The sequence below is a fragment of the Streptomyces sp. NPDC047974 genome, from assembly GCF_040653375.1.
Taxonomy (GTDB): domain Bacteria; phylum Actinomycetota; class Actinomycetes; order Streptomycetales; family Streptomycetaceae; genus Streptomyces.
The window spans coordinates 163744-185427 of sequence record NZ_JBEZNU010000011.1 but is presented as its reverse complement, the minus strand read 5'-3'; the positions used below and the strand labels follow the sequence as shown (position 1 = coordinate 185427).

21 protein-coding genes are annotated in these 21684 nt (G+C 74.0%); 9 read left to right on the top strand and 12 right to left on the bottom strand.

Annotation, left to right across the window (positions count from 1 at the left end; translation table 11 throughout):
* Positions 1–38: 38 nt before the first annotated feature.
* Positions 39–593: a bacterial proteasome activator family protein gene (locus AB0E19_RS18280; RefSeq protein WP_362180595.1), complete on the top strand. Its 555-nt coding sequence runs from the start codon at positions 39–41 to the stop codon at positions 591–593.
* Positions 594–693: 100 nt separating this feature from the next.
* Here AB0E19_RS18280 and AB0E19_RS18275 read toward each other — a convergent pair whose 3' ends face one another.
* From AB0E19_RS18275 to pdhA, 7 genes are all read right to left on the bottom strand, one after another.
* Positions 694–1674: an NAD(P)H-quinone oxidoreductase gene (locus AB0E19_RS18275; RefSeq protein ID WP_362180592.1), complete on the bottom strand. Its 981-nt coding sequence runs from the start codon at positions 1672–1674 to the stop codon at positions 694–696.
* Positions 1675–1708: 34 nt separating this feature from the next.
* Positions 1709–2800: a potassium channel family protein gene (locus AB0E19_RS18270; RefSeq protein ID WP_362180589.1), complete on the bottom strand. Its 1092-nt coding sequence runs from the start codon at positions 2798–2800 to the stop codon at positions 1709–1711.
* Positions 2788–4167, bottom strand: a complete 1380-nt coding sequence (locus tag AB0E19_RS18265; RefSeq protein WP_362180586.1) for a molybdopterin molybdotransferase MoeA — start codon at positions 4165–4167, stop codon at positions 2788–2790. The genes AB0E19_RS18270 and AB0E19_RS18265 overlap by 13 nt, the downstream gene beginning before the upstream one ends.
* Complete coding sequence (locus AB0E19_RS18260; protein ID WP_362180583.1) at positions 4164–5087, bottom strand: DUF6457 domain-containing protein; 924 nt, start codon at positions 5085–5087, stop codon at positions 4164–4166. The genes AB0E19_RS18265 and AB0E19_RS18260 overlap by 4 nt, the downstream gene beginning before the upstream one ends.
* A 93-nt stretch (positions 5088–5180) precedes the next feature.
* Complete coding sequence (locus AB0E19_RS18255; RefSeq protein ID WP_362180580.1) at positions 5181–6644, bottom strand: dihydrolipoamide acetyltransferase family protein; 1464 nt, start codon at positions 6642–6644, stop codon at positions 5181–5183.
* Complete coding sequence (locus tag AB0E19_RS18250; RefSeq protein WP_362180577.1) at positions 6644–7678, bottom strand: alpha-ketoacid dehydrogenase subunit beta; 1035 nt, start codon at positions 7676–7678, stop codon at positions 6644–6646. The genes AB0E19_RS18255 and AB0E19_RS18250 overlap by 1 nt, the downstream gene beginning before the upstream one ends.
* A complete protein-coding gene (gene pdhA / locus AB0E19_RS18245) occupies positions 7675–8835 on the bottom strand; it encodes a pyruvate dehydrogenase (acetyl-transferring) E1 component subunit alpha (RefSeq protein WP_360602910.1) in 1161 nt (386 codons plus the stop codon). Before pdhA ends, AB0E19_RS18250 begins: the two co-directional genes overlap by 4 nt.
* 177 nt (positions 8836–9012) lie before the next feature.
* Here pdhA and AB0E19_RS18240 point away from each other — a divergent pair, with 177 nt between their 5' ends.
* Positions 9013–9579 carry an Lrp/AsnC family transcriptional regulator gene (locus tag AB0E19_RS18240; protein ID WP_362180574.1) on the top strand — a complete coding sequence of 189 codons (567 nt, stop codon included), beginning with the start codon at positions 9013–9015 and terminating at the stop codon, positions 9577–9579.
* A gap of 319 nt (positions 9580–9898) precedes the next feature.
* On the opposite strand, the gene AB0E19_RS18235 is transcribed toward AB0E19_RS18240, so the two are convergent.
* Together AB0E19_RS18235 and AB0E19_RS18230 are read right to left on the bottom strand one after the other, a co-directional pair.
* The gene (locus AB0E19_RS18235) at positions 9899–10489 is read right to left on the bottom strand and encodes a TetR/AcrR family transcriptional regulator (protein WP_362180571.1); all 591 of its coding nucleotides are present in this window, start codon (positions 10487–10489) and stop codon (positions 9899–9901) included.
* A gap of 1 nt (position 10490) precedes the next feature.
* Entirely contained in the window at positions 10491–12017 is a 1527-nt protein-coding gene (locus AB0E19_RS18230) for a 3-hydroxyacyl-CoA dehydrogenase (protein ID WP_362180704.1), read from the bottom strand.
* Between the two features lie 268 nt (positions 12018–12285).
* Here AB0E19_RS18230 and paaN point away from each other — a divergent pair, with 268 nt between their 5' ends.
* Entirely contained in the window at positions 12286–13983 is a 1698-nt protein-coding gene (gene paaN, locus AB0E19_RS18225; protein ID WP_362180568.1) for a phenylacetic acid degradation protein PaaN, read from the top strand.
* A 28-nt stretch (positions 13984–14011) separates the two neighbouring features.
* Here paaN and AB0E19_RS18220 read toward each other — a convergent pair whose 3' ends face one another.
* The 3 genes from AB0E19_RS18220 to AB0E19_RS18210 are packed head-to-tail and all read right to left on the bottom strand — an operon-like array spanning position 14012 to position 16699.
* Positions 14012–14692, bottom strand: a complete 681-nt coding sequence (locus AB0E19_RS18220) for a TrmH family RNA methyltransferase (protein WP_362180565.1) — start codon at positions 14690–14692, stop codon at positions 14012–14014.
* Entirely contained in the window at positions 14689–15975 is a 1287-nt protein-coding gene (locus AB0E19_RS18215; RefSeq protein WP_362180562.1) for an HTTM domain-containing protein, read from the bottom strand. The genes AB0E19_RS18220 and AB0E19_RS18215 overlap by 4 nt, the downstream gene beginning before the upstream one ends.
* A 28-nt stretch (positions 15976–16003) precedes the next feature.
* Complete coding sequence (locus AB0E19_RS18210; RefSeq protein WP_362180559.1) at positions 16004–16699, bottom strand: DUF5819 family protein; 696 nt, start codon at positions 16697–16699, stop codon at positions 16004–16006.
* A 162-nt stretch (positions 16700–16861) separates the two neighbouring features.
* Between AB0E19_RS18210 and paaA the strand changes: the two genes are divergently transcribed.
* From paaA to AB0E19_RS18180, 6 genes are all read left to right on the top strand, one after another.
* Positions 16862–17875 carry a 1,2-phenylacetyl-CoA epoxidase subunit PaaA gene (gene paaA, locus AB0E19_RS18205; RefSeq protein WP_362180556.1) on the top strand — a complete coding sequence of 338 codons (1014 nt, stop codon included), beginning with the start codon at positions 16862–16864 and terminating at the stop codon, positions 17873–17875.
* The gene (gene paaB / locus AB0E19_RS18200) at positions 17872–18159 is read left to right on the top strand and encodes a 1,2-phenylacetyl-CoA epoxidase subunit PaaB (RefSeq protein ID WP_030493720.1); all 288 of its coding nucleotides are present in this window, start codon (positions 17872–17874) and stop codon (positions 18157–18159) included. Before paaA ends, paaB begins: the two co-directional genes overlap by 4 nt.
* Entirely contained in the window at positions 18156–18881 is a 726-nt protein-coding gene (gene paaC / locus AB0E19_RS18195; protein ID WP_362180552.1) for a 1,2-phenylacetyl-CoA epoxidase subunit PaaC, read from the top strand. The genes paaB and paaC overlap by 4 nt, the downstream gene beginning before the upstream one ends.
* Positions 18875–19378: a 1,2-phenylacetyl-CoA epoxidase subunit PaaD gene (paaD, locus tag AB0E19_RS18190; RefSeq protein ID WP_362180549.1), complete on the top strand. Its 504-nt coding sequence runs from the start codon at positions 18875–18877 to the stop codon at positions 19376–19378. Before paaC ends, paaD begins: the two co-directional genes overlap by 7 nt.
* Positions 19379–20440, top strand: coding sequence for a 2Fe-2S iron-sulfur cluster-binding protein (locus tag AB0E19_RS18185; RefSeq protein WP_362180546.1), 1062 nt, complete (start codon positions 19379–19381; stop codon positions 20438–20440).
* 106 nt (positions 20441–20546) lie between these two features.
* Positions 20547–21680, top strand: a complete 1134-nt coding sequence (locus tag AB0E19_RS18180) for an acyl-CoA dehydrogenase family protein (RefSeq protein ID WP_362180543.1) — start codon at positions 20547–20549, stop codon at positions 21678–21680.
* Positions 21681–21684: the final 4 nt, after the last annotated feature.

The window sequence follows — 21684 nt, the reverse complement described above, 5'->3', positions numbered from 1 at the left end:
CACCTGGTGGTGAAGCGTCTGTGCGAGAGAATGGCGGCATGGAGATGCCGAGGAATGACAGGTCGCCGGAGAGCCCCCAGGTCCTCATCGTGGGACAGGACGGGATGGCACTCGGCGGCGCCCAGGGCGACGACGAACCCCGTGAGGTCCCGGTGACGGAAATGGTCGAGCAGCCGGCGAAGGTCATGCGGATCGGCAGCATGATCAAGCAGCTTCTGGAGGAAGTTCGGGCGGCACCTCTCGACGAGGCCAGCCGGATCAGGCTCAAGGAGATCCACGCCAGCTCGGTGAAGGAGCTGGAGGACGGCCTCGCGCCGGACCTGGTCGAGGAGCTGGAGCGCCTCTCGCTCCCCTTCACCGACGAGGCCATCCCCTCCGAGGCCGAACTGCGCATCGCGCAGGCCCAGCTGGTGGGCTGGCTGGAGGGCCTCTTCCACGGCATCCAGACCGCGCTGTTCGCCCAGCAGATGGCGGCCCGCGCCCAACTGGAGCAGATGCGGCGGGCCTTGCCGCCCGGCGCCTCGCACGATGACGACGACGAGACCGGTGGCCGCGGCCACGGCCGCGCGGTCGGCTCGGGGCCGTATCTGTAGGTCGGTCGCAGCCGTGGGACGGTCGTAGCCGTAGGACGGTGGTACGCGAGAGGGCCCGGCGCTTCGGAGGCGCCGGGCCCTTTCGCGTACGACCACGCTCCTACGGGGCGAGCAGCAGGACCTTGCCGACGTGGGCGCCGGACTCCAGGACGCGGTGGGCCTCGGCGGCCTCCGGCATCGGGAGCGTCCGGTCGACGACCGGGCGGACCGTGCCGCCCTCGACCAGCGGCCACACGTGCTCGCGGACGGCCGCGACGATCGCCGCCTTCTCCTGGAGCGGACGGGCGCGCAGGGTGGTCGCCATCACGGCGGCCCGCTTCGCGAGGAGCGCGCCGAGGTTCAACTCGCCCTTGACGCCGCCCTGGAGGCCGATGACCACCAGCCGGCCGTTCACCGCGAGGGCCTGGATGTTCCGTTCCAGGTACTTGGCGCCCATGATGTCCAGGATCACGTCCGCGCCCGCCCCACCGGTGGCCTTGTGGAGCTCCTCCACGAAGTCCTGGGTGCGGTAGTCGATCAGCACGTCCGCGCCGAGCTCGGCGCACCGGGCCAGCTTCTCCGGGCTGCCGGCCGTGACGGCGACCTTCGCGCCGACCGCCTTGGCCAGCTGGATCGCCATCGTGCCGATGCCGCTCGCCCCGCCGTGCACCAGGAGCGTCTCCCCGGGCCTCAGGTGGGCGATCATGAAGACGTTGGACCAGACCGTGCAGGCGACCTCGGGGAGCGCCGCGGCCGTGGCCAGGGCGACGCCCTTCGGGACCGGGAGCAGCTGGCCGGCCGGGACGGCGACCCGCTGGGCGTAGCCGCCGCCGACGAGGAGCGCGCAGACCTCGTCGCCGACGGACCAGCCGGAGACTCCGGGGCCGAGGGCGGTGATCCGTCCGGCGCACTCCAGGCCGGGGTAGGGCGAGGTGCCGGGCGGAGGGTTGTAGAAGCCCTGCCGCTGGAGGACGTCGGCGCGGTTGACGGCGCTCGCCACCACCTCGACGAGGACCTCGCCCTCGCCGGGCACGGGATCGGGCACCTCGGCCCAGACGAGGGCCTCGGGGCCGCCGGCTTCCGGAATCGTGATCGCATGCATGGGCGCGAGGCTACTCCCGGTCCGATGGGGCCGCTCAGTCCTCCGGCGGCGTGGTGAGCGGGATGCCGGGGGCGGCCCGGACGATGGTGATGACCCGGTCCGTGAGCTGGAGGGGGCTGGCCGCCGGGTCGTCGTAGCTGAGCAGCCGGTGGCCGCGCAGCACGCTCACCACCAGGTCGTCGGTCTCCCGGACGCTGCGGCCCGCCTCCGCCTTGGTCACCGGGCGCTCGACCAGGTCGAGGCCGGAGCCCTGCTGGATCAGGTCCTCCATGACCGTGCCCGCGCTGGGGCTGAGCACGGAGAGGCCGAGGAGCCGGCCGGCGGCCGAGGCGCTGGTGATGACCGCGTCGGCGCCGGACTGGCGGAGCAGCGGCGCGTTCTCCTCCTCGCGGACGGCCGCGACGATCTTCGCGCCCCGGTTGAGCTGGCGGGCGGTCAGGGTGACCAGAACGGCCGTGTCGTCGCGCTGGGTGGCGATGACGATCTGGCGGGCCCGCTGGACCTCGGCCCTGAGCAGCACGTCGCTGCGGGTGCCGTCGCCGACGACGCCGACGAAGCCGTCGAGGTTGGCGGCCTCGATGACCTTGCCGGAGGGATCGACGATGACGATCTGGTCCTTGCGCAGGCCGGTGGCGCAGAGGGTCTGGATCGCGGACCGCCCCTTCGTCCCGAAGCCGACGATCACGGTGTGGTCGCGCAAGTGGGACCTCCACTTCTTGAGGCGGAACTCCTCCCGGGTCCGTTCCGTGAGGACCTCGAGAGTGGTGCCGACCAGGATGATCAGGAAGAGCACGCGCAGGGGCGTGATCACCAGGATGTTGACGAGCCGCGCGGAGTCGCTGAACGGGACGATGTCGCCGTATCCGGTGGTGGAGAGGGTGACGGTCGCGTAGTAGGCGCAGTCGAGGAAGTCGACGGTCTCGTTGGCGTTGTCGTGGTAGCCGTCGCGGTCCACATAGACGATCAGGACCGTCAGGAACAGCACCCCGAGGGCCATGAGGAGACGCCGGCCTACCTGGCGGAGCGGGTCGACGGAGCGCCGGGGCAGATGGATCCGCGCACCGGTGACCTTCTCGTCGGCATGGCGGGCCATGACGTCACGGCTGGGAAGTTTCACGTGAAACATGCTCCTTGAGCGAACGGCGGCTCGGTCGGCCAGGGGAGGGCGAGGAGCTCAAGGCGCTGTCCGGGCTCGGCTCCGCCGGGCGGGACCACGGCCATGGCGTCGGCGGCGGCGATGCCCCGCAGCATGGCCGGCCCGTTGTACCGCAGGGGCACGACGACGCCGTCCCGGTGGACGACGGGCACGAGCCGGGTGTCGTACGGGTGGCCCTGCACGGGCTCGTGGAGGGGTGCCCGGGACGCGCCCGGTCCGGCGGCGGGGGGCGCGTCCGGTGGGGCCGCCAGCGCGTCCAGGAGGGGCGCGGCGAGGGTGAGGAGGCCGGAGACGGCGGCCAGGGGGTTGCCCGGCAGCCCGACGAGGTGGCGTCCCGCGTCCAGCCGGGCGAGCAGCATCGGGTGGCCGGGGCGGACCTTCACCCCGTCGACCAGGAGGGTGGCGCCGGCCTTGTCGAGGACCGGGTGGACGTGGTCCACGGGTCCGGCGGCGGTGCCTCCGGTGGTGACGACGAGGTCGGCGGCGGATGTGGTGACGGCCGTGTACAGGGCGTCGGCGTCGTCGCCGATCCGGCGGGTCGCCAGGACCTCGGCACCGAGGGCGGCGAGCCAGGGCCCGAGCATCGGGCCGAGCGCGTCACGGATCAGGCCCTCGTGGGGGAGACCGGACGTCAGCAGTTCGTCGCCGAGGACCAGGACCTCCACCCGGGGGCGGGGCACCACGGCGAGCTCGTCGTATCCGGCGGCGGCGGCGAGACCGAGGACGGCGGGACCTACGGGGGCCCCGGCGGGCAGCAGCGCGTCGCCGGCCCGGCACTCCTGGCCCCGCGGTCGGATGTCCTGGCCGGTCACGACGGACCGGAGGGGGTACAGCAGAAGCGTTCCGTCCGCGCCGGGTTCGGTGCGCGAAGGTTCGGTGCGCGAGTGTTCGGTGCGGATGACGGCGGTGGCGCCGGCGGGGACGCGGGCGCCGGTGGCGATCCGCACCGCCTGCCCGGGGGCGAGGGCGGCGGCCCCGGCGTGCCCGGCGAGGACCGCCTCGTCGCGCACCGCCCAGGGCCCCGGTCCCGGCCCCGCGACCGCCCAGCCGTCCATGGCGGAACTGTCGAACGAGGGCAGATCGGTGAGGGCCCGCAGCGGTTCGGCGAGGGTCCGTCCGAGCGCCTGCGCGAGCGGCACGCGCACCGCCGGACGCGCCACCGCCGTCCGCGCCGCGTTCCCGGCCCGGGCGGCCAGGACGCGCGCCTCGGGCCAGGGAGTGGCGCGATGGTGGCCGTGCTCGGGTCCGTGCGCGTGTCCGTGCTCGGGTCCGTGCGCGTGTCCGTGCTCGGGTCCGTGCGCCGGGCCAGGGGGAGGGGCAGGTTGTCCGGGGGTCATCCGGCCTCGTTCTTCTCGGCCGGCTTCGCCTGCTCGGCCTGCTCGGCCTGCTCCGCTTCCCAGCGCAGGGCGAGGGCGGCGGCCTTGCGGGAGGCCTCGGCCACGGCTTCGGCGGGCGCCGTACCGCCCTGCGCGGCCTTGGCCGCCGCGTAGCCGACGAGGAAGGTCGTCAGGGGCGCGGCGGGGCGGGCGACGTTGTGGGCGGCGTCCCGGGCCAGGTCGAGCAGGACGCCGGTGTCGACGTCCAGGTCGATGCCCAGTTCGGTCTTGACTGCGGTGATCCATTCGTCCAGCACGGATCCATGGTCCCTGATGCGCGCCCGGGCCGTGGCGATGTCCTCCCAGGTGTCGCAGTCGAACGAGGCCGCGGGCTCGTCGGCCCCCACCGGGACCCGGACGAGCCGCAGGGCCCCGACGAGCGCCCGCAGCGGCAGATGGTCGAGCTCGCCGCGCGCCTGCCGGAGCCCTTCGAGCTCCCGGCGCAGGGCGTCGCCCCGGTAGACGGCGACGAGCGGCTGCTCCCGCCCGTCCGCGTCGACGAGCAGCGCCCCTTCGGCGGCCGGTTCGGCGTCGAGCGCGCCCAGCAGCCGCAGCACCGTCCCCTCGCCGAGGAACGGCAGGTCGGCGGAGAGCACGAGCAGGAGTCCGGAGTCCCCGAGCGCGGTGGCCCCGAGCGCGGTGGCCCCGGCGGCGAGGGCGGCCACGGGCCCCGTCCCGATCCGCTCCTCGCGGGTCCAGTCGACGGGCCGGACGGTCGGGCGGGGGTCGCCGACGACCACCGTCCGGCGCGCCCCGGCGCAGGCGGCGAGCACCCGGTCGAGCAGGGTCCGCCCGCCGACCCGTACTGCTGGTTTGTCCGCACCGCCGAGGCGCCGCGCGGCGCCTCCGGCGAGCACGACGGCGTCGAATGCGGTGGTCACCCCAGCAGTATGGGCCGCCACCCCCGACGCCCGCCCGGCCGGTCCCCTGGATGAGACGGGCCGGGGCGCCGGGGCACGACGGACGCGGCGGGGTCAGACCGTGCGGAGCAGCACCGCCGGCTGTTCGACGCAGTCCGCGACGTACCGGAGGAAGCCGCCGGCCGTGCCGCCGTCGCAGACGCGGTGGTCGAAGGTGAGCGAGAGCTGCACCACCTGGCGGACGGCCAGTTCGCCCTGGTGGACCCAGGGCTTGGGGATGATCCGGCCGACGCCGAGCATCGCCGCCTCGGGGTGGTTGACGATCGGCGTGGAGCCGTCCACCCCGAACACCCCGTAGTTGTTGAGGGTGAAGGTGCCGCCGGTGAGGTCGGCCGGGGTGAGCGTGCCCTGCCGGGCCGTCTCGGTGAGCCGGGCGAACTCCTCGGTCAGCGACTCCGCGGTGCGGGTGCCGGCGTCCCTGACCACGGGGACGACGAGCCCGCGCGGGGTCTGGGCGGCGAAGCCGAGGTGCACCTGGGGCAGCCGGACGATCTCCCGGGCGGCCGTGTCCACGGTGGAGTTCAGCTCGGGGAAGCGGCCCAGGGCGTGGACGCAGATCCGGGCGAGGAGGGCGAGGAGCGAGATCTTCGGCCCGCCCGCCGCGTTCATCGCCGCCCGCGCGGCCATGAGTTCGGTGGCGTCGGCGTCCACCCAGCAGGTCGCGTCGGGGATCTCCGTACGGCTCCGGGAGAGCTTGTCGGCGACGGCTCCGCGCAGCCCGCGCAGCGGGATCCGCTCGGCGCCGGGTGCGGCGGCCGCGGCCGGTGCGGCCGAGGCGGGCGCGGCCACGGCGGGGGCCGCCTGCGCCACCGCTGCCGCGGGCGTCTCGCGCGCGGTGAGGGCGCGCTCGACGTCGGCGCGCAGGATCAGGCCCTCGGGTCCCGAGCCGCGCACCTCCCGCAGGTCGAGGCCCCGGTCCCGGGCCAGCTTCCGCACCAGCGGGGAGATGACGGGGACCGGCCCCCCGGCGGCGGTGCCCGCCGGGGCGGGCGCGGCGGAGACGGCGGGCGCGGCGGGGACGGGCGCGGGGGGCGCCGCCGGGGCCGCTGCCCGGGCATCCGGGGTGGGACCGGCCGCCGCATGCGGCGTGGGATGAGCGACGGCCGGAGACTGGGGCCGGATCCGGCGCCGCCGGGCCGCCGGGCCCGCGGTGCCGTAGCCGACGAGCACGTTGCCCGAGTACTCGGAGGACACGGCCGCGTCGGCCGCCTCGGCCGCCTCGGCGGCGGGCGCGGTCGCGGGCACGGAGGCCCCCGCCCCCGCGTCGGCGGACGCGCCGACCGCGACCGTCAGCAGCGGCGCGCCGACGGGCAGTTCGGTGCCCTCCTCGCCGAAGCGGGCGGTGACCACGCCCCCGTACGGGCACGGCACCTCCACCATCGCCTTGGCGGTCTCGACCTCGACGACGGGCTGGTCGATCGCGACGACGTCGCCGACGGCCACCAGCCAGCGGACGATCTCCGCCTCGGTGAGTCCCTCACCGAGGTCGGGCAGCTTGAACTCCAGGACCTGTGCCATCAGTTCCCCGCCTCCCACTGGAGGCGGGCGACCGCGTCCAGGACCCGGTCGACGCCCGGCAGGTGGTGCCGCTCCAGCATCGGCGGCGGGTAGGGGAGGTCGAAGCCCGCGACCCGCAGCACCGGCGCCTCCAGGTGGTGGAAGCAGCGCTCGCCGACCCGGGCGGCGATCTCCGCGCCGGGGCCGGCGAAGCCGCCGGACTCGTGGACCACGACCGCGCGGCCGGTGCGCCGCACCGAGGCGGCGACGGTCTCCTCGTCGAACGGCACGAGCGAGCGGAGGTCGACGACCTCCAGGTCCCAGCCCTCCGCGGTGGCCGCCTCGGCCGCCTCCAGACAGACCGGCAGCGAAGGGCCGTAGGTGATCAGGGTGGCGCTGGTGCCGGGCCGGCGGACCACGGCCTTGCCGATGGGCTCCACGCGCGCGGGTGCCTCGGGCGACCAGTCGGACTTCGACCAGTAGAGCCGCTTGGGCTCCAGGAAGACGACCGGGTCGTCGGAGGCGATCGCCGCCCGCAGCAGGCCGTAGGCGTCCTCGACGGTCGCCGGGGTGACGACGTGCAGGCCGGGCGTGGCCATGTAGTAGATCTCGGAGGAGTCGCTGTGGTGCTCGACGCCGCCGATCCCGCCGCCGTACGGCACCCGGATGACCATCGGCATCGGCATCGCGCCGCGCGTCCGGTTCCGCATCTTCGCCACGTGCGAGACGAGCTGCTCGAACGCCGGGTAGGCGAACGCGTCGAACTGCATCTCGACCACCGGCCGCAGGCCGTACATGGCCATGCCGACGGCGGTGCCGAGGATGCCCGCCTCGGCCAGCGGCGTGTCCGTGCAGCGGTCCTCGCCGAACTCCTTGGCGAGCCCGTCGGTGACCCGGAAGACCCCGCCGAGGGTGCCGACGTCCTCGCCCATCACGTGGACGGTCGGGTCCTCGGCCATCGCGTCGCGCATGGCGCGCTGGAGCGCCTGCGCCATCGTGGCCGGCTTGGTCCGGCCCGCCGCCTTGGCGGCCGCGCCGGTCGTCGCCGTCGTCATCGGCTCTCGCCCTCCGCTTCGAGTTCGGCCCGCAGCTGCGCCGCCTGCTCGCGCAGCTGCGCGGTCTGCTCGGCGTAGACGTGGGTGAAGAGGTCCATCGGGTCGAGCACCGGGTCGGCGTTCATCCGCTCGCGCAGCTCCGCCGCCATCGTCTCGGCGGCCTCGGCCGCGGCGCGGCGGCCGTCCTCGTCCAGCAGGCCCCGCTCGGTCAGCTCGCGCTCCAGGAGCAGCACCGGGTCGTGTGCCCGCCAGGCCTCGACCTCGCCCTCCGCGCGGTAGCGGGTGGCGTCGTCGGCGTTGGTGTGGGCGTCGATCCGGTAGGTGATGGCCTCGACCAGGGTCGGACCGCCGCCGCGACGCGCGCGTGCCACGGCCTCGGTGAGCACCTGGTGGACGGCGACCGCGTCGTTCCCGTCGACCAGCCGGCCCGGCATGCCGTAGCCGACGGCCTTGTGGGCGAGGGAGGGCGCGGCGGTCTGCTTGGCGAGGGGCACGGAGATCGCGAAGCCGTTGTTCTGCACGAAGAAGACCACCGGCGCCTGCCAGACGGCGGCGAAGTTCAGCGCCTCGTGGAAGTCGCCCTCGCTGGTGCCGCCGTCGCCGACCATGGCGAGCGCGACCACGTCGTCGCCCTTGAGGCGGGCCGCGTGGGCGAGGCCCACGGCGTGCGGCAGCTGGGTGGCGAGCGGGGTGCTCAGCGGCGCCACGCGGTGCTCGCGCGGGTCGTAGCCCGTGTGCCAGTCACCGCGCAGCAGGGTCAGCGCCTGCACGGGGTCGAGGCCGCGGGCGACGGCCGCGAGGGTGTCCCGGTAGGACGGGAAGAGCCAGTCCCGCTCCTCCAGGGCGAGGGCGGCGGCGACCTCGCACGCCTCCTGGCCGGTGGTGGACGGGTAGACCGCGAGCCGGCCCTGCTTGGTCAGGGCGGTCGCCTGGGCGTTGTACCGGCGCCCGCGGACCAGCTCCGCGTAGAGCCGGCGCAGCAGCGCGGGGTCGGCGTCGGCCACCGCGTCGGTGCCGAGCACGCGCAGCGGCTCGGCGTCGGGCAGCAGCGGGGCGGGATCGGTCCGCGGCCGCCAGGCGGGCGGCGGCGTGGGCCGGTAGGCCGTCTCGGCGAGCGGCTCCTGGACTGTCGAACTGCGCTGTTGCAACGAGTCCACCTCCTCGTGGGAGCGGGCATAAGACCCGAAGGCGGGTGGCGCGGGTGTGGCGCGCCTCACCTACCGATTGTTCGGTCGTGGAGGCATTTTGGCTACAGGCACCTCCAGCCTGTGGACAAACGGTTCTCCACAGCCTGGGATAGAGGCAGGTCGTCCAGCGGAGAGAGGCGGGGGCACATGGCGGATGAACAAATGGCCGTCACCCGGGGCGGCGCCCCGGACGATTCGGCGGGGGACGTGACGGGCGAGGAGCTGAGCGCCCCCTCGGACACGCCGGCGCACGCCGCCCCGGCGCGCCCGCTGGACGCGATAGACCGGGACATCCTGCGACTGCTCCAGACGGACGGCCGCGCCTCGGTGCGCTCCGTGGCCGAGCGGGTGCACGTCTCCCGTGCCAACGCGTACGCGCGGATCAACCGGCTCATCGACGACGGCGTGATCCGCGGCTTCAGCGCCCGCGTCAACCACGAGCGGGCCGGCCACGGCGCCTCCGCCTACATCACGCTCAAGATCGTCCAGAACTCCTGGCGCACGGTCCGCGAGCAGCTCAAGGCGCTCCCGGGGGCCGCGCACATCGCGCTGGTCAGCGGGGACTTCGACGTCCTGCTGCTGGTCCACACCCCGGACAACAGGACCCTGCGCGAACTGGTCCTCACCCGCCTCCAGGCGATCCCGGAGGTCCTGTCCACCCGCACCCTGCTGGTCTTCGACGAGATGGACCTGAACGCCGACCCGAGGCCCTGAGGACCGAACCGGGCCCCTGAGGACCGACCCGGGGCCCCGGAGGACCGACCCGAGCCCCTGAACGCCGACTCAGGGCCCCGAGGACCGACGCAGGCCCGGAGGACCGATCCGAGGCCCGGAGGACCGGCCCGGGGCCCCGAAGACCTACGCAGGCCCCGAAGACCGACCCGAGGCCCGGAGGACCGGCCCGGCGCCCTGAACGCCGGCTCAGGGCGCCGAACGCCGCCCCGGGGCCCCGCGGGCCGCGCACGGGCACACGAAAGGGGGCCCCGGGGCACGTGGGACCCCGAAGCCCCCTTCCAGGGCCTCTCAGGACGCCTCAGCGGGCCTTCCGCAGCCCGTCGAAGGCGAGGTGGACGACGGTCTCGGCGAGCTGCTCGCGCTCCGTCTGGTCCGGATGCGGCCGGTACCACTCCACCAGCGAGTTGATCATGCCGAAGAGGAGCCGGGTCGCGAGCCGGATGTCCACGTCGGACCGCAGGTCGCCCTCGGCGGCGGCCGCCCCGAGCAGCTCGGCCACCCGGTGGTCGAACTCCCTGCGCCGCTCCATCGCCCACCGCTCGGTCGCGGTGTTGCCCCGCACCCGCAGCAGCAGCGTCACGTACGGCAGCTCCGCTATCAGCACCTCGACGGTCCGCCGGGTCACGTACTCGACCCGCTCCACCGCCCGCCCGCGCACCGCGCCCGGCTCCTCCAGGATCCCGAAGAGCCCGTCGAGCGCCCGGCTGACCGCCCGCCGCAGCAGCTCCTCCTTGCCCGTGACGTGGTGGTAGATCGAGGACTTCGAGATCCCCGCCGCCTTGGACAGGTGCTCCATGGAGGTGCCGTCGTAGCCGCGCTCGTTGAAGACCCGCACGGCGACCGAGAGCAGCGTCTCGGGGGTGTAGGTGTCGCGTCTGGCGGTGGTCATGTCACTCGCCACCCATCTCGTCGTAGGTCCGGCGGAAGAGCGCCAGGGAGGGTGCGTAGCGCCCCGTGGGCACGCGCGCGTGCAGCTCGTCGAGGACTTCGTGCGCCCACGCGGCGCCGAGCCGGCGCCGCCATTCGAAAGGCCCGGCCGGGTAGTTGACGCCCAGCCGCATCGCGGTGTCGATGTCCTCGGCGGTGGCGACGCCCTTGGCGACGGCGTCGGCGGCGAGGTCGATCAGCATGGCCACCGTGCGGGCGACGATCATGCCGGGGACGTCCCCGATGACGCTGACCTGCTTCCCGAGCGCCTGGAACAGGCCGATCGCCCCGCGCAGCGTCTCCCAGCCGGTGGCCTCGGAGGTCGAGAGCGCCATCCTGGTCGCCGCCCGGTAGTCGAGGGCGAGGTCGAAGTAGACGACGTCGCGGAACTCGATCGAGGTCTGGCCGTCGGCGAGCACCAGCTGCCCCCCGCTCGGGAGCAGGATGCGGGTGCCGTTGTCCTCCTCCGTCTCGTGGACGGTGATCCCGGCCTCGCGGGCCAGGGCGATCAGCTCGCGGGCGGGGCCGAGGTCGCCCTCCACGGTGATCTCGGCGGGCGCCTCGGCCGGCGGGGCCAGATGGGGCGACGGACGCTCCACGCCCTCCGCGTACGAGAACCAGCCGTGGCCCGTCTTCCGCCCGAGGCGCCCCGACTCGACCAGCCTGCGCTGCGACAGCGACGGCGTGAACTTCGGGTCCTGGAAGAAGGAGTCCCACACGGACCGGGTCACGGCCTCGTTGACGTCCTGCCCGATCAGGTCGGTGAGCTCGAACGGGCCCATCCGGAAGCCGCCGCACTCGCGCAGCACCGCGTCGATGGTCGCCGGATCGGCGCCGCCCTCCTCGTACACGCGGAAGGCCTCCGCGTAGAAGGGCCGGGCGATCCGGTTGACGATGAAGCCGGGGGTGTCGGCGCAGCGCACCGGCGTCTTGCCCCAGGCCGTCATGGTCCGGTACGCGCGCGTGGCGGCGGTCTCGTCGGTGGCGAAGCCGCGGACGACCTCGACGAGGGGGAGCAGCGGCGCCGGGTTGAAGAAGTGCAGGCCGACGAAGCGGCCGGGCAGCCGCAGGCGCCCGGCGATGGCGGTGACGGAGAGCGAGGAGGTGTTGGTGGCGAGGACGGTGTCGTCGCCGACGGCCTCCTCCAGGTCGGCGAAGAGCCGCTGCTTGACCGCCAGGTCCTCGACGATCGCCTCGACGACGAGGGCCGCGTCGGCGAGCTCCGCCAGGTCGGCGGCGGCGTGCAGACGCCCGGCGGCGGCCTCGCGGTCGGCGGCGTCCATCCGCCCCTTCTCGACCAGCCGGTCCAGGCGGGCGCCGATCGCGGCGACGGCCTCGGCGGCGCGTCCGGGCGCGCTGTCGTAGAGCCGCACGGGATGGCCGGCGGCCAGCGCCACCTGCGCGATGCCCTGACCCATGGTGCCGGTGCCGACGACGGCGACGGTCCGGTCCCGTCCGATCGCCTCGCCCGCGGTCCTCGTGTCGTCCATCGTGGCGCTCCCCCTGACGGTCCCGTTGGCCTGCGCTGCGGTGCCCGTGCCGGCGCCGCGCTCGGTGCTCGTGCCGGCGTCCGTGCCGGCACCCGTGTCGGCGCTCGTGTCCGCGCCCGTGTCGGCGCTCGTGTGGGCGCTCATAGGAGTGATCCTCCCCGATGGGTTTTCCACAGGATCGGCGGACCCCCTTGTCCCGACCGATCGTTCGGTTACTCTAACTCCGTACGCGTCTCCCTGCCCAGCTCGACGAGGAGTTGGTCCATCCATGGCCACCGCCCAGCCGACCACCGACGTTCTGGCCGAGAAGCACCGGTCCACACTCGATCAGGCCCTCGCCACCATTCGCACCCGCGCCTACTGGTCGCCGTACCCCGAGCATCCGAAGGCGTACGGCGCGGACGGCTCGCTGGACGCGGCCGCCGGACTCGCCGCCCACGAGGCGGTGCTGAACGGCCGCTTCGAGCTCGACCAGCCCGGCACCGACGGCTGGACGGGCGGCGAGATCTCGCCGTACGGCCCCGCGCTCGGCATCGAGTACCCGCACGCGGACGTCGACGTCCTGCTGCCCGCGATGCGCGCCGGCCTGCCCGCCTGGCGCGACGCCGGGCCGGAGACGCGCGCCCTGGTCTGCCTGGAGATCCTGGCCCGGATCTCGGCCCGTACCCACGAGTTCGCCCACGCGGTCATGCACACCAGCGGCCAGGCGTTCATGATGGCGTTCCAGGCCGGCGGCCCGCACGCGCAGGACCGCGGCCTGGAGGCGGTGGCGTACGCGTACGAGGAGCAGACCCGCACGCCCGCCGGCCGGGCCGCCTGGTCCAAGCCGCAGGGCAAGCGGGACCCGCTGGAGCTGTCCAAGGAGTTCACCCCGGTCGGCCGCGGCGTCGCCCTGGTCATCGGCTGCAACACCTTCCCGACGTGGAACGGCTACCCGGGCCTCTTCGCCTCCCTGGCGACGGGCAACGCGGTCCTGGTGAAGCCCCACCCGCGCGCGGTCCTCCCGCTGGCGCTGACCGTGAAGGTCGCCCGCGAGGTCCTCGCCGAGTCCGGCTTCGACCCGAACCTCGTGGCGCTGGCCACCGAGCGTCCGGGCGAGGGCATCGCCAAGGCCCTCGCGGTCCGCCCGGAGATCCGGATCATCGACTACACCGGCTCCACCGAGTTCGGCGACTGGCTGGAGGCCAACGCCCGCCAGGCGCAGGTCTACACCGAGAAGGCCGGCGTCAACACCGTCCTGATCGACTCCACCGACGACTACAAGGGCATGCTGTCCAACCTGGCGTTCTCGCTGTCCCTGTACAGCGGCCAGATGTGCACCACCCCGCAGAACCTGCTGATCCCCCGCGACGGCATCGCCACCGACCAGGGCGCCAAGTCCTACGACGAGGTGGTGGCCGACCTGGCCGCCGCCGTCGGCGGCCTCCTCGGCGACGACGCCCGGGCCAACGCCCTGCTCGGCGCCCTGGTGAACCCGGACGTGAAGGCCCGCCTGGAGGCGGCCGCCGGTCTCGGCGAGGTCGCCCTGGCCTCCCGCGAGGTCGCCAACCCGGACTTCCCGGAGGCGGTCGTCCGCACCCCCGTCATGGTCAAGCTGGACGGCTCCAAGCCGGACGCGGAGGCCGCGTACCTCTCCGAGTGCTTCGGCCCGGTCTCCTTCGCCGTCTCGGTCGACTCCACGGCCGACGGCCTGGAGCTGCTGCGGCGCACGATCCGCGACAAGGGCGCGATGACGGTCGGCGCGTACACCACCTCCGCCGACACCGAGCGGGCCGTCGAGGAGATCTGCCTGGACGAGTCGGCGCAGCTCTCGCTCAACCTCACGGGCGGGGTGTACGTGAACCAGACGGCCGCCTTCTCCGACTTCCACGGCTCGGGCGGCAACCCGGCGGCGAACGCGGCGCTGTGCGACGGCGCCTTCGTCTCCAACCGCTTCCGGGTGGTCGAGGTGCGCCGCCAGGCCTGATCCGGCGGCCCGCCCGGGGTGCCGGTCCCTACTCGGGGGCCGGCACGTCGGCGTAGCGCTGGACCCAGGCGTGCATGGCGATCGCGGCGGCCGCCCCGGCGTTGATCGACCGGGTGGAGCCGAACTGGGCGATCGAGCAGACCTTCGCCACGTGACGGCGGGCCTCCTCGGTCAGCCCGGGCCCCTCCTGCCCGAAGAGCAGCACACAGCGGCGGGGCAGCACGGTCCGCTCCAGCGGCACCGAGCCCGGCAGGTTGTCGATGCCGATGATCGGCAGGTCCTCGGCCGCCGCCCAGGCGGTGAGCGCCTCGGTGTCGGGGTGGTGCCGCACGTGCTGGTAGCGGTCGGTGACCATGGCGCCGCGCCGGTTCCAGCGGCGGCGGCCCACGATGTGCACCTCCTTGGCCAGGAAGGCGTTGGCGGTGCGCACCACGGACCCGATGTTGAAGTCGTGGCCCCAGTTCTCCACGGCCACGTGGAAGTCGTGCCGGCGGGTGTCGAGGTCGGCGACGATCGCCTCCCGCGTCCAGTACCGGTAGGCGTCGACGACGTTGCGCCGGTCGCCCCCGGCCAGCAGTTCGCGGTCGAGGCGAGGGTCCTCGGGCCACGGCTCGGGGTGCGGGCCGACGCCGACCTCGGGGCCGTACCCCTCGTCGTACTGGAGCGGCTCGGCCCCGGCCGGGACGGGGTGTTCTTCGGTGGTGCTCACCCGACGAGGGTACGGGGAGCGGCCTCGCCGCCCGTCTCCCCGCCCGGCTCCCCACCCGGCTCCTCGTCCCGCGCGGGGCGCTGCGGGGGCAGCTCCGCCGCGGCGGGCCTCCGCCGCAGCAGCCGGTCCCGGCCCCGGGTCACGCGCGCGCCCAGCCACACCAGGAAGACGGTGGGCAGGAAGACGGCGTCGGCGGCGATCATCGCCAGCGAGAAGGCCGGCAGCCCGAGCAGGAGCGCGATGCCCGCGTGCTCCAGCATCATCGCGACGAGCAGGACGTTCTTCACCTTGCGCTTGAACAGCGTGAACGGGAAGGCGACCTGCACGATCACCGTTCCGTAGCTGAGCAGCATGACCATGATCCCGCTGGAGGCGAGGAGCTCGGAGAGCCCCGGCCAGGGCGTGAAGTAGTCCAGGTGCAGCGGGTAGTAGAGCGCGGTGCCGTCCTGCCAGCGCGAGCCCTGGATCTTGTACCAGCCGGCGGTGGCGTAGATCAGGCAGACCTCGGCCATGAGGACCACGAGGGCCGCGTTGTGGGCGAGGTTCGCGAGCACGTCCAGGAGGACGCGGGGCTCGCCGGGCGCGTACTGCTCGACCAGCCACCACAGGCCCTGCCCGAGCCAGAGCACCCAGAGCAGCACGTACAGCCACCACTCGCCGGTGACCGGGCTGAACCAGGTCGCGGCGACCAGGAACCCGCCGAGGACGATCCACAGGACGGGGCCCGCGAGCTCGGTCCGCCGGCCGCCCTCCTCGCCCCGGGCCGCCCCGCGGGCGGCCCGCCGGGCGTCCAGCGACCACACCTGGCCGCAGCGCAGCAGCGTGAGGTAGATCGAGACGAGGTGCACCACGTTGTCGCCGCCGTCGCCGAGGAAGACGGACCGGTTCTGCAGCGACAGCGCGCCGACCATGAAGACCACCGACACGGCCCGGGTGTGCCAGCCGAGCAGCAGCAGCACGGCGGCGACGACGGCCAGGCCGTAGACCACCTCGAACCAGAGCCGGCCGTCGGACCACATCAGGACCGTGAACGCGCGGTTGTCGGCGATCAGCCGGCGGGCCAGCTCGAACGACCAGGGGCCGTCGGGGCCGTACATCTCGTGCCGGTGCGGGAACTCCCGCACCAGGAAGAACAGCCAGGTCAGCGAGAAGCCGATCCGGACGATCGCGGTCTGGTACGGGCCCAGCGCGCGCGAGGTGACGGTCTGCGCCGCCCGCGCGAGCCTGCGGTCGAAGGGCACGCGCGCCGGGGCCGCGGCCGGTGCGGGGCTGGGGGCGGTCATCGGCGGGACTCCGTGCGACTGGGGGCGGTCATCGGCTCGTCTCCGTACGGCTGCGGTCGGCGTCGGTGATCTTCCACCAGGGCATCAGCCGGAACGAGGGCTCGGTGGAGCGCTTCTCGGTGCTCCAGTGCGGGGCGGCCACGGGCGTCACGGTGCGGCGGAGCTGGATCCGCTCCACCCTGCCGCCGACGTCCGCGCGGGCCCCGGGCCCCTCGATGCGCGTCAGCACGATCCTGCGCATGTACTCCTCCGAGAGCCGGCCCCGCATGCCCTTGGGGCGGCCCTCGTCGTCGTGCGCGTTGCCGTACCAGTCGATGGCCCGGCGCAGCAGGTTCTGCTGGGTGTGGCTCGGGAAGACGCTGCCGCGGACGTCCTCGACGTCCTGGGCGGTGAGGTCGATCCAGCCGGTGGTGCGGCGGGCGCCGTCGGCGCCGGAGACCTCGGCGCGGACCTGCACCGAGACGTTCTGCTGGAGCGGGTTGGGCGCGAAGAGCTTCCAGTTCTGCTCGAACTCGGGATAGATCCAGTCGTCGACGGCCTGGCCGTGCTGCTTGGTGACCGTGTTCGAGGGCGCCACGTGCAGGAAGACCATGGCCAGGTGCAGGCAGGCGAGCACCGCCACGGAGGCCAGCGCGACCGCCGCCACCACCTGGTACGGCATGGACAGCGCCAGGATCCCTCCGGCCGGCCGCCGCTCCGCGCTGCCGTCGATGTGCGCGCTCATCCCACCCCGATCCCGGGCTTCCCGACCCGATCCCGTCCCACCGGTGACCCGCTCGTCTGCGCCCCGATCGGAGCAGGCGGTTATCCACAGGGTTGACACCATACGGGCCGCCGACCCACCATTGAAGTCATTCAACCGAACGATCGGTCGGTAGGGGGTCCGATGACCGCAGGGACGGCAGGGACGGCAGTGACCGTGGAAGCGCCCGGCACACACGCCGCGGACGCGGCGGCGCAGGCCGCCCGCGAGGCGGTGTTCGACGCCGCGGTCGCAGCCGACGAGCGCATCGAGCCGCGCGACTGGATGCCGGAGGCCTACCGCGCCTCCCTCGTCCGCCAGATCGCGCAGCACGCCCACTCCGAGATCATCGGCATGCAGCCCGAGGCCAACTGGATCACCCGCGCGCCCTCGCTGCGCCGCAAGGCCATCCTCATGGCCAAGGTCCAGGACGAGGCCGGCCACGGCCTGTACCTCTACAGCGCCGCCGAGACCCTCGGCGTCAGCCGCGACGAGCTCCTCGACAAGCTCCACAGCGGCCGCCAGAAGTACTCCTCGATCTTCAACTACCCCACCCTCACCTGGGCCGACGTCGGCGCCATCGGCTGGCTCGTCGACGGCGCCGCCATCACCAACCAGGTCCCCATCTGCCGCTGCTCCTACGGCCCCTACGCCCGGGCCATGGTCCGCGTCTGCAAGGAGGAGTCCTTCCACCAGCGACAGGGGTACGAAGCCCTGCTCGCCCTCTCCCGCGGCACCGAGGCCCAGCACGCCATGGCCCAGGACGCGGTGGACCGCTGGTGGTGGCCTTCCCTGATGATGTTCGGCCCGCCGGACGACGAATCGACCCACACCGCACAGGCGATGGCGTGGAAGATCAAGCGCCACACCAACGACGAGCTGCGCCAGCGCTTCGTCGACATCGCCGCCCCACAGGCGGAGTCCCTCGGCCTCACCCTCCCCGACCCCGACCTGAAGTGGAACGAGGAGCGCGGGCACTACGACTTCGGCCCCATCGACTGGGCCGAGTTCTGGGACGTGCTGAAGGGCAACGGCCCCTGCAACGACCAGCGGATCAACCAGCGCCGCCAGGCCCACGAGGACGGCGCCTGGGTCAGAGAGGCCGCCGCGGCCTACGCGCGCAAGCACACCGGACAGCACGGGGAGGCACAGGCATGAGCAGCGACACTTGGCCCCTGTGGGAGGTGTTCGTGCGCTCCCGCCGAGGGCTCTCCCACACCCACGCCGGCAGCCTCCACGCCCCCGACGCGGAGATGGCCCTGCGCAACGCCCGGGACCTCTACACCCGCCGGATGGAAGGCGTCTCCCTCTGGGTCGTGCCCTCCGCCGCCATCACCGCCTCCTCCCCGGACGAGAAGGACCCCTTCTTCGAGCCGGCCGCCGACAAGCCCTACCGGCACCCGACCTTCTACGAAATCCCGGAGGGGGTGAAGCACCTGTGACCACCACCGACACCACCGTCACCGCAGCGGCCCTCGCCCTCGGCGACGACGCCCTCGTCCTCGCCCAGCGCCTGGGGGAGTGGGCCGGCAGCGCCCCCGTCCTGGAGGAGGAGGTCGCCCTCGCCAACATCGCGCTCGACCTCCTCGGCCAGGCCCGCGTCCTCCTCTCCCTCGCCGGCGACGAGGACGAACTCGCCTTCCTCCGCGAAGAGCGCGACTTCCGCAACGTCCAGCTGGTCGAGCAGCCCAACGGCGACTTCGCCCACACCATCGCCCGCCAGCTGTACTTCTCCACCTACCAGCGACTCCTGTACGCGACGCTGGCCGCCGACGACAGCCCGCTGACCGGACTCGCCGCCAAGGCCGTCAAGGAAGTCGCCTACCACCAGGACCACGCCGAGCACTGGACCCTCCGCCTCGGCGACGGCACCGACGAGAGCCACCGCCGCATGCAGACCGCCTGCGACGCCCTCTGGCGATACACCGGCGAGCTCTTCCAGCCCCTCGACGGCCTCGCCCTCGACACCACCGCCCTCGAAGCCGCCTGGCTGGACTCCGTCACCGAGGTCCTCACCCGCGCCGGCCTCACCGTCCCCACCGGCCCCCGCACCGGCGCCTGGCGCGCCGGCGCCGGCCGCCAGGGCCTCCACACCGAGCACTTCGGCCGGATGCTCGCCGAGATGCAGCACCTCCACCGCAGCCACCCGGGGGCGACATGGTGACCGCCACCGCCACCCCCCTGGAGGCGGAGCTGGCCCGGGTCGCCGGCGCCGTCCTCGACCCCGAGCTGCCCGTCCTCACCCTCGCCGAACTCGGCGTGCTCCGCGGCGTCCACGTCACCGGCCCCGGCCGCGTCGAGGTCGCCCTCACCCCCACCTACACCGGCTGCCCCGCCGTGGAGACGATGTCCACCGACATCGAGCACGCCCTCCACGAGCACGGCATCCCCGAGGTCACCGTCGTCACCGTCCTCGCCCCCGCCTGGACCACCGACGACATCAGCGAGGAAGGCCGCCGCAAACTCACCGAGTTCGGCATCGCCCCGCCCCGCCCCCAGGGCCCCGCCGGCGGACCCGTCGCCCTCACCCTGGCCATCCGCTGCCCCCACTGCGGCTCCACGGACACCGAGCTCCTCAGCCGCTTCTCCTCCACCGCCTGCAAGGCCCTGCGCCGCTGCGCCGCCTGCCGCGAACCCTTCGACCACTTCAAGGAGCTGTAGATGTTCCATCCGCTCCCGGTCAGCCGGGTCGAGCGGCTCACCGACGACTCCGTGGCCGTCACCTTCGCGGTCCCCGACGAACTCCACGAGACCTTCCGGCACCGCCCCGGCCAGCACCTCGCCCTGCGCCGCACCGACGAGTCCGGCGAGGAGATCCGCCGCACCTACTCGATCTGCTCCGCCGCCGCCCCGGCCGGCGAGCGGCCCGAACTCCGCGTCGGCATCCGCCTCGTCGACGGCGGCGCCTTCTCCACCTGGGCCCTCAAGGAACTCACCCCCGGCCACACCGTCGACGTCATGGCCCCCACCGGCCGCTTCGTCCTCGACCCGCGCCCCGGACACTTCGCCGCCATCGCCGGCGGCAGCGGCATCACCCCGGTGCTCTCCATGGCCGCCACCCTCCTCGACCGCGAACCCGAGGCCCGGTTCTGCCTGATCCGCAGCGACCGCACCGCCGCCTCCACGATGTTCCTCGACGAGGTCGCCGACCTGAAGGACCGCCACCCCGAACGCTTCCAGCTCGTCACCGTCCTCTCCCGCGAGGAACAGCAGGCGGGCCTCCCCTCCGGCCGCCTCGACCAGGAGCGGCTCGCCGCCCTCCTGCCCGCCCTCCTCCCGGTCGGCGCCATCGACGGCTGGTTCCTCTGCGGCCCCCTCGGCCTCGTCCAGGGCGCCGAGCGCGCCCTGCGCGGCCTCGGCGTCGATCGCGCCCGCGTCCACCAGGAGATCTTCCACGTCGACGACGGCTCGGGCCCCGCGCCCGTCCCCACCGCCGACACCCCCGCCCACGCCACCCTCACGGCCACCCTCCACGGCCGCTCCGGCACCTGGCCCGTCGAGCGCGGCGAAAGCCTCCTCGACACCGTCCTGCGCGCCCGCGCCGACGCCCCCTACGCCTGCAAGGGCGGAGTCTGCGGCACCTGCCGCGCCTTCGTCGTCGGCGGCGAGGTCCGCATGGACCGCAACTTCGCCCTCGAACCCGAAGAGACCGACGCCGGGTACGTCCTGGCCTGCCAGTCCCACCCGGCCACCCCCGACGTGGAGCTGGACTTCGACCGCTGAGCCCATTCCCTTCCGCTAGAACCTGTTCTATCTTGACGGCCCGTCAGGCGCGTGCGCCCGGCGGGCCGCCCGGACGAGCAACGGACAGCGACGGAAGGACAGGGCCATGGACTTCACGTTCACCGAGGAGCAGCAGGCGGCCGCGGAGACGGCCCGGGCCGTCTTCGCCGACGTCGCCCCCGACGCCGTACCCAGCCCCGCCCTCACCCCGACCGCCGTCGCCGACGACCTCGACCGCCCGCTGTGGCGGCGGCTCGCCGCCACGGACCTCCTCGGCCTCCTCGTCGGCCCCGAGCACGGCGGCACCGGCCTCGACCCGATCGCCCTCTGCCTCGTCCTGCGCGAATCCGCCCGCGTCCTGGCCCGCGTCCCCCTCCTGGAGACCGCCGCCGTCACCCACGTCCTCGGACACCACGCCCCGGCCGCCACCGCCGCCGCACTCCTGCCCGAGGTCACCGCCGGCCGACTGGTCCTCACCGCCGCCGCCCACGGCACCACCGGCCACGAACCCGCCGAGCTGTCCGTCTCCGCCCGCGCCGACGGCGACCACTGGATCCTCGACGGCACCACCGACCACGTCCCCTGGGCCCACCCGGCCGACCTGACCGCCGTCCCCGCGCACACCGCCGACGGCCGCACGGTCCTCGCCCTGCTCCCCCGCGACCACGCGGGCCTCACCCTCGACGCCCAGTACGGCACCCACGGCGAACGCCTCGCCCGGCTACGGCTCGACGGCGCCCGCCTCCCCGCCGACCGCGTCCTCGACGCCGCCGACGCCTGGCCCGCGCTGCGCGCCCTGCTCACCACCGGCATCTGCGCGCTCGCCCTCGGCCTCGGCGAGCAGGTCCTCACCATGACGAGCCAGTACACCGGGAAGCGCGAACAGTTCGGCCACCCCGTGGCCACCTTCCAGGCCGTCGCCGTCCAGGCCGCCGACCGCTACATCGACCTCCGCGCGATGGAGGCCACCCTGTGGCAGGCCGCCTGGCGCGTCAGCACCGCAGCCGAAGCGGCCCTGCCCGTCGAGGCGGACCTCGCCGTGGCCAAGATCTGGGCGGCGGAAGGGGTCCGCCGCGTCGTCCAGACCGCCCAGCACCTGCACGGCGGCTTCGGGGCCGACACCGACTACCCGCTGCACCGCTACCACGCCTGGGCGAAGTACCTCGAACTCTCCCTGGGCCCGGCCGCCGCCCACGAGGAGACCCTGGGCGACCTCATCGCCACCCACCCCCTGGCCTGACCGA

What these genes read in the sequence shown, in the direction of transcription:
- AB0E19_RS18280 (WP_362180595.1), top strand. Translation starts at nt 39, where the DNA reads ATGGAGATGCCGAGGAATGACAGGTCGCCGGAGAGCCCCCAGGTCCTC.
- AB0E19_RS18275 (WP_362180592.1), bottom strand. Translation starts at nt 1,674, where the DNA reads ATGCATGCGATCACGATTCCGGAAGCCGGCGGCCCCGAGGCCCTCGTC.
- AB0E19_RS18270 (WP_362180589.1), bottom strand. Translation starts at nt 2,800, where the DNA reads ATGTTTCACGTGAAACTTCCCAGCCGTGACGTCATGGCCCGCCATGCC.
- AB0E19_RS18265 (WP_362180586.1), bottom strand. Translation starts at nt 4,167, where the DNA reads ATGACCCCCGGACAACCTGCCCCTCCCCCTGGCCCGGCGCACGGACCC.
- AB0E19_RS18255 (WP_362180580.1), bottom strand. Translation starts at nt 6,644, where the DNA reads ATGGCACAGGTCCTGGAGTTCAAGCTGCCCGACCTCGGTGAGGGACTC.
- AB0E19_RS18250 (WP_362180577.1), bottom strand. Translation starts at nt 7,678, where the DNA reads ATGACGACGGCGACGACCGGCGCGGCCGCCAAGGCGGCGGGCCGGACC.
- AB0E19_RS18240 (WP_362180574.1), top strand. Translation starts at nt 9,013, where the DNA reads ATGGCGGATGAACAAATGGCCGTCACCCGGGGCGGCGCCCCGGACGAT.
- AB0E19_RS18235 (WP_362180571.1), bottom strand. Translation starts at nt 10,489, where the DNA reads ATGACCACCGCCAGACGCGACACCTACACCCCCGAGACGCTGCTCTCG.
- AB0E19_RS18230 (WP_362180704.1), bottom strand. Translation starts at nt 12,017, where the DNA reads ATGGACGACACGAGGACCGCGGGCGAGGCGATCGGACGGGACCGGACC.
- paaN (WP_362180568.1), top strand. Translation starts at nt 12,286, where the DNA reads ATGGCCACCGCCCAGCCGACCACCGACGTTCTGGCCGAGAAGCACCGG.
- AB0E19_RS18215 (WP_362180562.1), bottom strand. Translation starts at nt 15,975, where the DNA reads ATGACCGCCCCCAGCCCCGCACCGGCCGCGGCCCCGGCGCGCGTGCCC.
- AB0E19_RS18210 (WP_362180559.1), bottom strand. Translation starts at nt 16,699, where the DNA reads ATGAGCGCGCACATCGACGGCAGCGCGGAGCGGCGGCCGGCCGGAGGG.
- paaA (WP_362180556.1), top strand. Translation starts at nt 16,862, where the DNA reads ATGACCGCAGGGACGGCAGGGACGGCAGTGACCGTGGAAGCGCCCGGC.
- paaB (WP_030493720.1), top strand. Translation starts at nt 17,872, where the DNA reads ATGAGCAGCGACACTTGGCCCCTGTGGGAGGTGTTCGTGCGCTCCCGC.
- paaD (WP_362180549.1), top strand. Translation starts at nt 18,875, where the DNA reads ATGGTGACCGCCACCGCCACCCCCCTGGAGGCGGAGCTGGCCCGGGTC.
- AB0E19_RS18185 (WP_362180546.1), top strand. Translation starts at nt 19,379, where the DNA reads ATGTTCCATCCGCTCCCGGTCAGCCGGGTCGAGCGGCTCACCGACGAC.
- AB0E19_RS18180 (WP_362180543.1), top strand. Translation starts at nt 20,547, where the DNA reads ATGGACTTCACGTTCACCGAGGAGCAGCAGGCGGCCGCGGAGACGGCC.